This window comes from Xanthomonas sp. NCPPB 3442 (assembly GCF_056725145.1).
The window spans coordinates 1,957,102-1,970,444 of record NZ_CM161514.1; the positions used below are offsets into that span (position 1 = coordinate 1,957,102).

Below are 13,343 nucleotides of genomic sequence, written 5' to 3' on the forward strand. Positions count from 1 at the left end.
TGGCCGTGATGTGTTCAAGACCAGGGGCGTGCTGTTCAGCAGCGCCCACTGCCGGTGGTGCCGTTCCTCCACGACATCCTGGCAAGGTTACGCGGATAATCGGTGCCATCTCTCCAGCATGGTCGCCCGCATGAGCGATGCAACCGACAGCCACCTCGTCCATGGTCGCCGCCAGCGTCCGGACGGCCCTTCGCCGATCGACGTGATTTCGGTGCAATCGCAATTGGTCTATGGCCATGCCGGCAACAGCGCTGCGGTGCCGCCGCTGCGCGCGCTGGGACTGCGTGTGGCCGAAGTACCCACCACGTTGCTGAGCAACGCGCCGTTTTACGCGACCCTGCGCGGGCGCATCCTGCCAGCCGACTGGCTGGCGGATTTGTTGCTGGGCGCCACCGAACGTGGCTTGCCGCAGCGTGCACGCATGCTGGTGTCCGGCTATTTCGGCAGCCTGGCCAACGGCGAAGCCTTCGCCGACTGGCTGGAGCAGACCTTGCCGCAGGCCCCGCAGCTGCGTTATTGCCTGGACCCGGTGATTGGCGACACGCACACCGGCCCATATGTGGAACCCGGGCTGGAGCGCGTGTTCGCCGAGCGTCTGCTGCCGCACGCCTGGCTGGTGACGCCCAACGCGTTCGAGTTGGGGCGGTTGACCGGTTTGCCGAGCCTGCAGCAGGACGAGGCCATCGCCGCCGCGCGCGAGTTGCTGGCGCGTGGGCCGCAATGGGTACTTGCACACAGCGTGGCCGGTGCCGCAGGTGAGCTGGTGACCTTGGCAGTCAGCGATGCGGCGGTGTATCGCTGGGCCAGCCCGCACCTGCCGGTCGATGTGGCAGGCACCGGCGATGTGCTGATTGGCTTTCTGTTGCGCGATGTGCCGTTCGAGCAGGCGGTGGGACACGCGCTCAGCGGCGTGCATGGCGCGCTGGAAGCGACGCTGGCCGCAGGTTTCGAGGAGTTCGACGTGCTGGCCGCGGCGCCGGCCGCACTTGCTGGGACGCCGCGATTTGCCGTCGAGCGATTGGCATGATCGCGCAGCCGGTGGTCGGCATCGTCGGCATCGCCGGCGCGTACGGGCGCTGGCTGGCGCAGTTCCTGCGCACGCGCATGCAGCTGGACGTGATCGGGTTCGATCCGGCCGACAGCGGCAGCATGGACGAAGCCACACTGGCGCAGCGTGCTGACGTACTGATTTTCGCCGCGCCGATTCGCCATACCGCCGCATTGATCGAGCGGTATGTGGCACTCGCCGGCGCACGCGCTGCCGCGCAGCTGTGGCTGGATGTCACCTCGATCAAACAGGCACCGGTCGCGGCAATGCTGACCTCGCAGGCGGACGTGGTCGGCCTGCATCCGATGACCGCACCGCCAAAATCGCCGACCTTGAAAGGGCGCGTGATGGTGGTCTGCGAAGGGCGGCTGCAGCGCTGGTCGGCGTGGGTGCAGAACTTGTGCAGCGCGCTGCAGGCCGAATGCGTGTATGCAACGCCGGAGCACCATGACCGCGTGATGGCGCTGGTGCAGGCGATGGTACACGCCACTCACCTGGCGCAGGCCGGCACCCTGCGCGACTACGCACCGCTGCTGGGCGAGCTGCGCGCACTGATGCCGTACCGCTCGGCATCGTTCGAACTGGATACCGCGGTGATCGCGCGCATTCTCTCGCTGAACCCCTCGATCTACGAAGACATCCAGTTCGGCAACCCGTATGTGGGCGAGATGCTCGACCGGTTGCTGCAGCAGCTGCAGCAACTGCGTGCCTTGGTGGCGCGGGGCGACGATGCTGCGCGTGCGCAGTTCCGCACCCAGTTCCTGCACGACAACGCGCAAGCCTTGCAGCACGACGCGCTTGCGGCAGGCAATTACACCTACGAGCGCGTGGGCTACCTGCTGGCCGATCTCACCGAGCCGCTGACACTGAGCGTGTATCTGCCCGAAGACCAGCCCGGCTCGCTGCGCGCCTTGCTGCATGTGTTCGAGCGGCATGGAGTGAACCTGTCTTCGATCCACTCGTCGCGCACGCCGGTTGGCGAACTGCATTTCCGGATCGGCTTTGAGGTGGCGAGCGATCGTGCCGCATTGGCGCAGGCAGCGACCGAGATCGACCGAAGCGGGATCGGCCGGGTGCTGGAGCGTTCCGGCAGCTAGTGGCGTGACCAAGCCCGCCCCAACGCGGTCGATTTCATCCACACAAGGTGTGGATGAAACTTGCACAAGCGTGTGGATAACTGCGCACGGCCCTTGCAGCGCAAGGGTCGGGCAGTGGGTGGTCAAAATTTGACCAGGCTGTGAGGTGACGACGCGCGGGTTTGGCTGCCGTACCTAAAGCGCGGAAAGGCGTAGCTCGCCGCCGTCGGTCACAAACCGCTGCCCCTGACGTTGCAGATGTCGACCGTCGGGAAGCTCGTAACGCGGTGCCGACTGCGGGTTTGCGCGCGGTTGTTGCTCGTCGCGAAATTCGATGATGACGTAAGGCTCGCCATCTGCACCGATTGCGGGAAATTGCCGGAAAGACATACGCACCTCCGAAAGTTCCTGAGTTTGCAGTGCAGATCGCGATGGACTGCACGCCCGGCGCCGAGCCGGTATGGCGAGCATGCGCATGCAGGTGTTACCCAGATGTCGATATGCGGTGAGGTGTGCGAGCCCTGCTGGTTGAGCTCGTCAGGCGCGGTGGCGACAGTGTTTGGCCACGCCGACAAGCGGCTGAGTACGCGTGCGTGGCATGGACGGCTGCCTGGGAGTGATGGGGCAGGCAGCTGCAACCTCGGGTTCGACCACGCGCCAAGCGCGCTGAAGCGTCGCTGGGCGTCATCAGCCAGCCACCTGCGTGACGGTTGCGTACGTGCGTGCGCTGCGTAGGCTTTGCTTGAATCCAGGGATGCTGCTGCGGCATCGCCAAGTCACTCGCACAACCGCGCGATTGCCCGGCATCACCGCCTGCCCGGCGCGCAGCCGAGCGGTCAACGACTCAACTGCAAGGCATCCCGGTCGGCGGTGGCCGCCGCCAGTTCGGCACGCGCAGAGGCGATGCGCGCCTGCGCATCGATCAGGCGTACGCGCGCGTCGTTGGCGGTTTCCTCGCGCTGGTTGACCAGGAAAAAGTCACCCGAGCCCAGCTCGAAGCGCCGCCGCTCGGCCGCGGCCAGGCGGTCTGCCAAGCCGCGTTCCTCATCGGCGATCTTGGCCAGCCGCTCGGCGGCATTGAGCGAGATGACGATCGATTCGACCTCGATCGAAATCTGGTCGCGTAGAAAACGGCTGCGCTGATCCAGCGCTTCGATCTCGGCACGCGCTTCGGCCACGCGGCCCCTGGCGGCGCGGTTTTCCAGCGGCACGCTGAAACGGAAGCCGATGATGGCGTCGGTCAGCGACCGGTTCGGGCCGCCGACGCCGGGCGGGCCCAGATCCTTGCTGACTTCCACGCTGACATCCAGGCGTGGTTTGAGATCGTTCTGGGCCAGCATCAGCCGTGCGGTGGCCTGGTCGATGCGGGTCAGCACGGCGCGGTAATCCGGGCGCTCCACCGGCGCGGTGATCTTGCTGGCGCCGGCCAGTCCTTCCAGCGCCGAGGTGTCGGCCGGCAGGCGTTCGGCGGACACGATCAGCGGCATGCCGGCGTCATCGCGCAAATACAGCGACAAGGCGTTGGCCGCGTTGGCGAAGTCCTGTTCCGCGCGCACCACCAAGGCGCGACGACGCACCAGATTCTGGTCGTTTTCGGTCAGCAGGATGGTGGGGCGCGCACCGAGCGTGACCTGGCGCGAAATCGCATTGCGCCGTTGCTCGGCCAGTTGCAGCAGCTCGTTGTAGGCGCGCAACTTCAGCCCGGCGGCGACCCAGTTCTGGTAGGCATCCACGGCGCGCCGCTGCACGCCGATGGCCACCATTTCCGCTTCGTACTTGGCCACATCGATATCGGTGCTGGCGATACTGCGCTTGGTGCGGCGTTCGTCGATCACGCGGTCGCGCAGCAGCGCGTATAGCGCGCCGACCTTCACTTCGCCGCCGCGATCGGTATAGGACTTGTCCTCGTAGATCGGGAAGGAGCCACGCGAGGAGCGGTAGCCACCGTAGTAATAGCCGCCGTTCTCTTCGAACGGCCGCTTGACCCCGGTTTCGATCGTGCTGCCGTCGTAATAGCCGGCCTCGCGCGAGCGGCCTTCGATGTCGAACACCGTATCGAAGGCGCCATCGGCCGAGATGCCCTTGCCTTCGGCCTGGCGCACCTTCGCCAGCGCTTCGACGATCTGCGGTGCCGAGCGTGCCGAGGACTGCAGCACCTCATCCAGCGTCAGCGCAGCGCCCTGGGCGAATGCCGCACCGGGGCAGAGTGCGATCAACAGGACGACAAGACGGCCGATCATTTCTTACCCGTCGCTTCGTCTTCGGACTTGGGTGTGGCCGGCTTGGCCTTGCTCTCTTCCTGCGTGGCCGCAGCCGGGCGCCGTCCGAATTCCAAGGGGAAGTTGTTGAGCTGGCGCCACAGTTCGTAGCCGACCTTGACCGTTTCGCCCTGCACCCAGCCGCGCACCTTGCCGCCCTGGCGGGCGAATTCCTGCGCCGGCCATGCCGGCTTGCCCGGCATCGGCTCCACCAGGATGCGGAACAGCCCATCGGGCGCGGCGTTGGGGTCGATGGCGCGCACCCGGCCGTCGAACATGCCGTGCGCCACCGACGGCCAACCGCTGAACTGGATCGCCGGCCAGCCTTCGAATTCCAGCCGCACCGGGCGGCCGGGGCGGATCAGCGGCACGTCGCGGCCGTCGATATACAGCTCGACCGCGCGTTCCACCCGTTCCGGCGCGATCACCGCCAGCACGGTGCCCGGCGAGACCATGGCGCTGCCGCTGGCGGCATTGAGCTGCTGCACGCGGCCGTCGCGCGGGGCGCGCACCAGCTGTGCAGACTGGCGATTCAGCTGGATGTCGATGCGGGTCAGCTTGGCGCGCGATTCGGCCAGCTTGGCGTCGGCTTCGGCCACCTTGATCTGGGTCAGCTCGTAGTCGCGGCGTCCGGCCAGGCCTTCGGCCAGCAATTGCCTGCTACGCGCCACATCGATGCTGGCCACTGCACGCGACTGCTGGATGGCGGCGATTTCCGCCTGCGCCTGCGCGCGCTCGCTGGCCAGGCGGGTGAGCAGGTCCGGGTCCAGATCGCCGACACGCGCGATCGGGTCGCCCTTGGAAACATGCTGGCCGTCATGCACGTACCAGCGCTCGACGCGACCCGGCACGAAGGCGGTGACCGGTTGCTGACGGTCGCTGGGATCCAGCGAGACGACCTGGCCTTTGCCACTGGCGGTCTGCACCCACGGCGCCAGTGCCAGGATCGCCGCGGCGATGCCGATGCCGATCAACAGCATCCAGGCGACCGCCTTGGCGATGCTGGGCGGACGCATTGCCGCCAGGGTCGGGAAATGCACCATGCGATCAGGGGCGTGCGGCATGCGGCACCTCCTGCGTGGATGCGATCAACTCGGCGCGTGTGGCGTAGCGTTGCTGGCGCTCCGGCTCCAGCCGGAACCAGCCATCCAGGGTGATGTCCTCCGGCCGCCCGGTGCACAGCAGCACCGTGGTTCCTGCATCCTTCAAGCGTCGCAGGACCTGGGTTAGGCGCTCGGCCGGGATCAGGTCGTACAGCTGCGACAGCATCAGCACGCGCGGGCGCACCAACAGTGCATTGGCCAGCTTCAGCGCCATGACCTCGCCAATCCACAGCGGGAACCCGGAGGCGGCAAGCCGGGTGTCCAGGCCTTGCGGCAACGCGGCGATGCGCGCGCGCAGGCCCACCGTATCGATGGCTTGCAGCATCGCTTCGGAGGTCACATCGGCCGAGGCCATCGCCAGGTATTCGCGAATGGTGACCTCCACGATGGTCGGGCGGTCGAGCACGGTGACTTCCGAACGCAGCAGGTACATATCGAACGTGGCCATGTCCGCACCACCCACCATCACCAGCCCGCGGTCGGGAACGACGTGGCGCTTGAGCACCATGGCCAGCAGGCGCTCGGCGCCGCCATCGGCCAGCGTGACCAGCTGCTCGCCGGCTTCCAGCGCGAAATCGAAACGCGCGCCCTCGATCACCACCCCATCCAGGCGGACCCCGCTGTTGCGCGGCGCCTCGCCGGCGGCAAGCACCGGGCGTTCCTGGGGGATGGCGTACAGCAACGACAACTCCTCCGCGCTGGCCACCAGGTCGTACAAGGTGTCCAGGTAGCTGCCCAGCTGTGCAATGCCGTAGAACACTGCGCTCAGGATCAGTTCGGCTGCCACCAGCTGGCCGATCGACAGCTCGCCGCGCAGGATCAGGCTGCCGCCCAGCGCCAGCAGCGCCGCGCTGGCCACTGCATAGGTGAGCAGGAATGCCAGCGTCTGGGTGAAGGTGTAGCGGAAATGGCGCCGATGCCGGTCGACATAGTCAGCGGTCACCTTTTCCGAGCGATCCATGGCGAAGTTGAGATGGCGGCTGGATTTATAGAACCCGTTGGAGCCGCCGACGCTTTCCAGCCAATGCGCGGCGTTGTGCTTGGCCTGGCTCAGTTCGACCGCCGAGCGGATCGAACCGCGCGACCAGATCATCCAGATCGAGAAGATGGTCAGCAGCAGCAGCGCATTGAAGCCGAGGAAAAACGGGTGATAGAAACTGGTGACGATCAAGCCGACCGCCGACTGCAGCACGATGGTGAACGCACCGACCGCCAGGCTGGGCACTGCCTTTTGCACCACCACCAGATCGAAGTAGCGGTTGAATACATCGCCGCGGTTCTGGTCGGCGAAGAACGGATTTTGCGCATGTACCGCGCGCACGGTGATTTCCGCTACCACGCGTGCGAACAGGCGACGTTCGAACAGCGCCATCACCCACACCCGCATCGCGCTCAGTGCCGCCACCAGCAGCAGCAGGCCCAGCAGCAGGCCGGACAAGGTCCACAGCGGCGTGGGCAGCGCGGTGTTGGCAACGCTGTTGATCAGCAACTGCACCGAGATCGGCGTGGCCAGCGACAGCAGGCTGATCGCAACGCCGTACACCAGGGTCAGGCGCACATACGGCATGTCCGGGCCAACAACTTCCGTCAGCCAGCTCGCCGCTTCCCGCCATCCAATCCGCTTGGCCGCCATTCGATATCCGTTGATGAGTTCAGTGAAGCATTGACGAGTTGCCGGCCCGCAAACAAGGCCATCGCGCTTATGTGCCGCATAGGATTTTCCTATGCAGCCACCGCGCGCAACAGATTGGCGATCAAACCGAAGGCCGGTGCGCGACCGGCACCCTGGCGCCAGAGCAGACCGATCTCCCTATAGTAGCGCCCGCCTTTGACCGGCCGCACCACCACATCGTCGCCTTCGCGGATTTCCTGGCGCACGTACAGGTCCGGGAGCAAGGCAAGACCCATGCCCATGCCGGCCATCTGGCGGATCGCGTCCAGGCTGGTGCCTTCGTAATCGCGCAAGACATTGGCGCCCACGTCCATGGCGATCGCGGCAACCTGTTCTGCCAATCGGTATTCCGGCATCAAGGTCAGCAAGTTGGCACCGCGCAGATCGGCCGGGGTGATGCAGGCCTTGGTGCGCAGCGGATGATCGGCCGCCATGGTCACATGCAGCAGTTCGCGAAACAGCCGCTCGCTGTGCAGGCCGCGGCCGGCCACCGGCAGTTGCGCGAGGACCAGATCGTGCGTGCCGCTGCTCAGGTCGGCGGCGAGTGCGGTTGGCAGGCCTTCGCGCACGTGCACGCGCAGGGCCGGATGCTCGCGATGCAGACGTGCCACCAGGCTGGGCATCAGATAGGCGCCGAGCGTGGGCGAGACGCCAAGGCGAATGGTGCCGATCAAGGTATCGGCGGCGGTGGCGCGGACCTCTTCCAGATCGGTGACATCGAGCAGGATGCTGCGTGCGCGGTCGAGCAGCTCGCGACCGAGCGGGGTCAGGATCGCCTGCGCGCCGCGCTCGAACAGCGGCGCACCGATGATCGCTTCCAACGCGCGGATCTGCTGCGACAACGATGGCTGCGAGACGCCCATCTGCTCGGCGGCACGGGTGAAGCTGCCGGTATCGGCCAGCGCGACGAAATAGCTCAGCTGGCGAAGGGTGGTTCTGGGGCGGGGCATGGGGTCACATCGGATTGCGTGGGAGCGCACGGCCGGCATGGCCGGTGAGACAAGACGGGCGAGGTACGGCTAGCGAGTGCAGCGGTAGCGCGTCCGGCGAGTGCGGACGAGCCGCGGTAACCGCAGTGTACGAATGGCGCATGCCGATTCCGAGCACCGGCCGCGCCCGCATCGCGGTGGGCGCAGTCGTTTCGCTGGTTGCGCCAGGTGCCACCGCTGGAACGACGGCGCCTGGCGGCGCTCATTGGTCGATGAACTGCAGCCGCGCCAGCTCCGCATACAGCCCACCTTCGGCGATCAACTGCGCATGCGTACCCTGCGCGACGATGCGCCCGGCATCCATCACCACGATGCGGTCGGCCTTGAGCACGGTGGCCAGGCGGTGCGCGATCACCAGCGTGGTGCGGCCTTCCATCAGCCGCTCCAGCGCCTGCTGCACGGCGCGCTCGCTCTGCGCATCGAGCGCGCTGGTGGCTTCGTCCAGCAGCAGGATCGGCGCGTCCTTGAGCAGCGCACGCGCAATGGCCACGCGTTGCTGCTGTCCGCCGGACAGGCGCGTGCCGCGCTCGCCCAGTTCGCTGGCGTAGCCCTGGGGCAGGGCGCGGATGAAGCCATCGGCTTCGGCGGCGGCCGCTGCCGCTTCCACCTGTGCATCGCTGGCTTGCAGGCGCCCGTAGCGGATGTTGTCGGCGGCGCTGGCGGCAAACAACGTAGGTTGCTGCGGTACCAGCGCGATGTGTTCGCGCAGCAGGACCGGGTCGACGTCGCGCAGGTCGATGTCGTCGATGCGCACCTTGCCGCTGACCGGGTCGTGGAAACGCAGCAGCATCGACAGCACCGTGCTCTTGCCCGCTCCGGACGGGCCCACCAGCGCCACGGTTTCGCCGGGGCTGACATGCAGGTCGAACCCATCCAGCGCCGGCGCGTCCGGGCGTTGCGGGTAATGGAAGACCACCCGGTCGAAATGGATCGCGCCGCGCAGCGGCTGCGGCAAGGCCTGCGGCGTGGCCGGCGCCACGATCGCCGGTTGTTCGTCGAGCAATTCACTCACCCGGCCCATGCCGCCGGCGGCACGCTGCAACTCGTTCCAGACCTCGGCCAGCGCCCCGACCGACCCGCCGCCGATCAGCGCGTACAACACGAATTGGCCGAGCGTGCCCGGCGTCATGCGGCCAGCGATCACATCGTGCGCGCCAAGCCACAACACCGCGACGATCGCACCGAAGATCAGCATGATCGCCACCGCGGTCACGGTGGCCTGGGTGCGGATGCGCAGCTTGGCGGTATCGATGGCGGCAAACAGCGCAGTGCTGAAACGTTGGCTTTCGTAACGCTCGCGCGCGTGTGCCTGCACGGTGCGCACCGCGCCCAGGGTTTCGGCCGCCAGCGTATTGGCGTCGGCCACGCGGTCCTGGCTTGCGCGCGAAATCTTCTGCAGGCGGCGTGCGCCCAGCACGATCGGCAGCACCGCCAGCGGGATGCCGATCAAGGTGAAGCCGGCCAGCCGCGGGCTGGTGACGAACAGCATGACCATGCTGCCGATCACTGTGACCGAACTACGCAAGGCCACCGACATGGTGGTGCCGATCAGCCCCCGCAGCAATTCGCTGTCGGCCGACAGGCGCGACACCAGTTCGCCGCTGCGGCTGCGGTCATGGAACCCGGCGTCCAGTCCGATCAGGTGCGCGTACAGCCGGCCGCGCAGGTCGGCGACCACTTTCTCGCCCAGCAGGGCGACGAAATAGAAGCGCGCCGCAGTTGCCAACGCCAGCACGACCGAAACTGCGAACAGCAGCGAGAACGCCTGGTTGATCTGCGAGTCGCCGGAGAAGCCCTGGTCGATCATGCGCTTGACCGCTGCGGGCAGGCTCAGTGTGGCGGCAGCGGAAATCGACAGCGCGACCAGCCAGGCGGCGAACAGGCCGCGCTGGCGTTGGACGAATGGCCACAAGGTGCGCAGGCTGCCCAGCTTCCGCAACGGGTTGGAACGTGCAGCGGCTGGCTCGGTCATGCGGCTTCCGGGGTTGAGAGATGGACACGATTGCGAGTGGCGTCGCACAGGCGGGTTTTCAAGCCGGCGAGCTGATCTGCAGGCAGTTGCACGCGCAACGCTGCACCTTCGGCATCGAAGCGTTCGTCCAGTTTGTCGGCATGGAAGGCCGCCAGTGCTGCGTGCACCAGGCCCAGATCGTCGAACCGGCATTGCACCTGCACCAGCGACAACGCGATCAATGGCTGTCGCGTTGCCAGCCGCAGGCACTCGGCCGCGGTACCGCCGTAGGCGCGCACCAGCCCGCCAGCACCGAGCTTGATGCCGCCATACCAGCGCGTGACCACGACCACCACCCGATCGAAGCCCTGGCCATCGATGGCGGCCAGGATCGGCCGGCCGGCGGTGCCGCTTGGCTCGCCGTCGTCGCTGGAGCGGTAGTCCTGCCCGAACCGATAGGCCCAGCAGTTGTGCGTCGCGTCCGGCACTGCCACGCGCTGCACGACCTCCAACGCATGCGCGGGAGCATCCAATGCGGCAGCGTGGGCCACAAAGCGACTGTGCTTGATGTCCAGACTGTGGTGCGCATCAGCGGCGAGGGTATCGAGCATCGCCGCCATTCTATGCGAGGCGGTGCTACCGATCGCTGCAGCCATCGTGACTGCCGTTGCAAGCTGGCAACACGGCGCCGTGCGCGTGCCGTCGTGCTGCAGCACCTGCGCAGTGTGGCAGTGACGGCGGGCGACGCGCCGGCAGTGGCATCGTGCGTGCCGACGCCGCGGCAGCGGCTACGTACGCCTGTCATCGTGTGCCGGGCGACCAGGGAGCCGCGCTCTGCAATCCAGCCGACGCGCAGTGAGACGCCGTTTGTCTTGGCTGCCTTCGATTACACAAGGGTGGAACGACGCTTCTCGTCGATCCACTTCGACGCCTGCGCCGGGGTGTAATGCTGCATCCATTCGAGCATCTGCTCGATGTCGGCGCCGTACCACAGGTCGGCGCGTTGGTCCGGGTGAAGGAAGCGCTCTTCGACCATGCGGTCGATCATGCCAATCAGCGGTGCGTAAAACCCTTCGATGTCCAGAAACGCGCACGGCTTGTTGCCGATGCCGAGCTGGCGCCAGGTCAGCATTTCGAAGATCTCTTCCATGGTACCGAAGCCGCCGGGCAGGGCCACGAACGCATCCGACAGCTCGAACATGCGCATCTTGCGCTCATGCATGGAACCGACGATTTCCAGCGTGGTCAACCCACGGTGCGCCACTTCCCAATCGGCCAGCTGCTGCGGAATCACCCCGGTCACTTCACCGCCGGCCGCCAGCACCGCATTGGCCACGGTGCCCATCAAGCCAACGTTGCCGCCGCCATACACCAGGCGCAAGCCCTGCTTGGCGATGCGATCGCCCAACGCAATGGCGCGCTCGGCATAGGCGGGTTTGTTGCCGGCATTGGAGCCGCAGTAGACGCAGATGCTTTTCATGGGATTCGGGATTGGGGAGTAGGGATTCGTAAAAGCGGGGGCGCGCCGCGTCGATGTCATCTGGAAAGCCGTGGAATGCACGTTGCACGACTGTTCTGACTGGGCCTGAAAAACTTAACGCCGGAATCTACCCGGCGTTATGTCATGGCTGGGAATAGTCAGAGGCGGGAACCGCAGTTGCGAATCCCAACTCCCGAATCCCAAATCCCGGCCTCAGTTAGCCTTATGAATCGCGCGCTTGCTCACCGCCATGGCAGCATCGTGGATCGCTTCGGACAGCGTCGGATGCGCGTGGCAGATGCGCGCCAGGTCGTCGGCCGAGCCGTTGAATTCCATGGTCAGCACGCCTTCGTGCACCAGCTCGGACACGCCCACGCCCACCAGGTGCATGCCCAGCACGCGGTCGGTTTCGGCATCGGCGATCACCTTGACGAAGCCGGCCGGCTCACCCATGGCCACCGCACGGCCGATCGCCGCGAACGGGAAGCTACCGGCCTTGTAGGCGACGCCCTCGGCCTTCAGCTGCTGCTCGGTCTTGCCGACCCAGGCAATTTCCGGCTCGGTGTAGATGACCCACGGAATGGTGTCGAAGTTGACGTGACCCGGCAGGCCAGCAATCAGCTCGGCGACCGCGATGCCTTCCTCGAAGCCCTTGTGCGCCAGCATCGGGCCGCGCACGCAGTCACCGATCGCCCACACGCCATCCACGCCGGTGTGGCAATGCCCATCGACCTCGATCTGGCCACGGTCGGTGACCTTGACGCCCGTGCCTTCGGCCAGCAGGTTCTTGGTGGCGGCCTTGCGGCCCACGGCCACCAGCAGCTTGTCCACGGTCAGGGTCTGCTCGCCGGCCGCGTCGGTGTAGCTGAGCACCACCTGCTTGGCATCGCCACTGCCGGTGATCTCCGTCTTGCTGACCTTGGCGCCCAGCTTGATGTCCAGACCCTGCTTCTTGAATTCCTTCAGCGCGGTCTTGGCAACCTCGGCATCGGCCAGCGCCAGGAAGTCCGGCAGCGCCTCGAGGATGGTGACCTCGGCGCCCAGGCGCTTCCACACGCTGCCCAGCTCCAGACCGATCACGCCGGCGCCGATGACCGCCAGACGCTTGGGAACGGCGGTGAAATCCAGGCCGCCGACGTTGTCGACGATGGTGTCGCCGTCGAACTTGGCGAACGGCAGTTCGATCGACTCCGAACCGGCCGCCAGGATCACGTTGGTGCCCTTGAGTTCGATCTCGCCGCCTTCGTGCTGGGTCACCTTGACGATGTTGCCCGGCTGCAACTGGCCGAAGCCGTAGTACGGGGTGATCTTGTTGGCCTTGAACAGCATCGCGATGCCGCCGGTGAACTGCTTCACGATCTTGTCCTTGCGGCCGATCATGGTGGGCACGTCCATCTTGGCGTCGTTGAAGCTGATGCCGTGGTCGCCGAACAGGTGACCCATGTTCCAGAACTGGCGCGAGGAATCCAGCAGCGCCTTGGACGGAATGCAGCCCACGCGCAGGCAGGTGCCGCCCAGCGCCGGCTTGCCGTCCTTGCCCAATGCCGCGTCGATGCAGGCGACCTTCATGCCCAGCTGCGCCGCACGGATAGCGGCGTGATAACCGGCCGGACCGGCACCGATGACGACGACGTCGAATTGTTCTTGTTCGCTCATTCTTCGCTCACGAGATTAGGAATTGGGGATTGGGGATTCGCAAAACGCAGGATGCTCGAGACCGGGATGCTTTCGCCATCCCGAATCCCGAATCACCAATCCCGGCTTTC

The 13,343-nt window shown here is 66.3% G+C and carries 11 protein-coding genes; 2 read left to right on the forward strand and 9 right to left on the reverse strand.

Annotated features, from left to right (window positions below):
* Nucleotides 1-130: 130 nt before the first annotated feature.
* On the forward strand, nucleotides 131-1,027 hold the full coding sequence (gene pdxY / locus AC1POX_RS08520; RefSeq protein WP_372356998.1) for a pyridoxal kinase: 897 nt from the start codon (nucleotides 131-133) through the stop codon (nucleotides 1,025-1,027).
* Nucleotides 1,024-2,145 (forward strand): prephenate dehydrogenase, encoded by a 1,122-nt coding sequence (locus AC1POX_RS08525; RefSeq protein ID WP_122273089.1) that lies wholly within the window; start codon nucleotides 1,024-1,026, stop codon nucleotides 2,143-2,145. The genes pdxY and AC1POX_RS08525 overlap by 4 nt, the downstream gene beginning before the upstream one ends.
* 174 nt (nucleotides 2,146-2,319) lie before the next feature.
* On the opposite strand, the gene AC1POX_RS08530 is transcribed toward AC1POX_RS08525, so the two are convergent.
* From AC1POX_RS08530 to lpdA, 9 genes are all read right to left on the reverse strand, one after another.
* Nucleotides 2,320-2,514, reverse strand: coding sequence for a hypothetical protein (locus AC1POX_RS08530; protein WP_008577231.1), 195 nt, complete (start codon nucleotides 2,512-2,514; stop codon nucleotides 2,320-2,322).
* A gap of 446 nt (nucleotides 2,515-2,960) precedes the next feature.
* A complete protein-coding gene (locus tag AC1POX_RS08535) occupies nucleotides 2,961-4,364 on the reverse strand; it encodes a TolC family protein (protein ID WP_046931948.1) in 1,404 nt (467 codons plus the stop codon).
* The gene (locus AC1POX_RS08540) at nucleotides 4,361-5,446 is read right to left on the reverse strand and encodes an efflux RND transporter periplasmic adaptor subunit (protein ID WP_372356999.1); all 1,086 of its coding nucleotides are present in this window, start codon (nucleotides 5,444-5,446) and stop codon (nucleotides 4,361-4,363) included. Before AC1POX_RS08540 ends, AC1POX_RS08535 begins: the two co-directional genes overlap by 4 nt.
* Nucleotides 5,430-7,118 carry an ABC transporter transmembrane domain-containing protein gene (locus tag AC1POX_RS08545; RefSeq protein ID WP_372357000.1) on the reverse strand — a complete coding sequence of 563 codons (1,689 nt, stop codon included), beginning with the start codon at nucleotides 7,116-7,118 and terminating at the stop codon, nucleotides 5,430-5,432. The genes AC1POX_RS08540 and AC1POX_RS08545 overlap by 17 nt, the downstream gene beginning before the upstream one ends.
* Nucleotides 7,119-7,207: 89 nt before the next feature.
* A complete protein-coding gene (locus AC1POX_RS08550; RefSeq protein ID WP_011346962.1) occupies nucleotides 7,208-8,107 on the reverse strand; it encodes a hydrogen peroxide-inducible genes activator in 900 nt (299 codons plus the stop codon).
* 241 nt (nucleotides 8,108-8,348) lie between these two features.
* A complete protein-coding gene (locus tag AC1POX_RS08555) occupies nucleotides 8,349-10,118 on the reverse strand; it encodes an ABC transporter transmembrane domain-containing protein (protein ID WP_109290661.1) in 1,770 nt (589 codons plus the stop codon).
* Nucleotides 10,115-10,717, reverse strand: coding sequence for an IMPACT family protein (locus AC1POX_RS08560; protein ID WP_008572004.1), 603 nt, complete (start codon nucleotides 10,715-10,717; stop codon nucleotides 10,115-10,117). The genes AC1POX_RS08555 and AC1POX_RS08560 overlap by 4 nt, the downstream gene beginning before the upstream one ends.
* Before the next feature lie 266 nt (nucleotides 10,718-10,983).
* Complete coding sequence (locus AC1POX_RS08565) at nucleotides 10,984-11,577, reverse strand: LOG family protein (RefSeq protein ID WP_029819100.1); 594 nt, start codon at nucleotides 11,575-11,577, stop codon at nucleotides 10,984-10,986.
* 213 nt (nucleotides 11,578-11,790) lie between these two features.
* Nucleotides 11,791-13,233, reverse strand: coding sequence for a dihydrolipoyl dehydrogenase (gene lpdA / locus AC1POX_RS08570; protein ID WP_014089806.1), 1,443 nt, complete (start codon nucleotides 13,231-13,233; stop codon nucleotides 11,791-11,793).
* Between the last annotated feature and the right edge of the window lie 110 nt (nucleotides 13,234-13,343).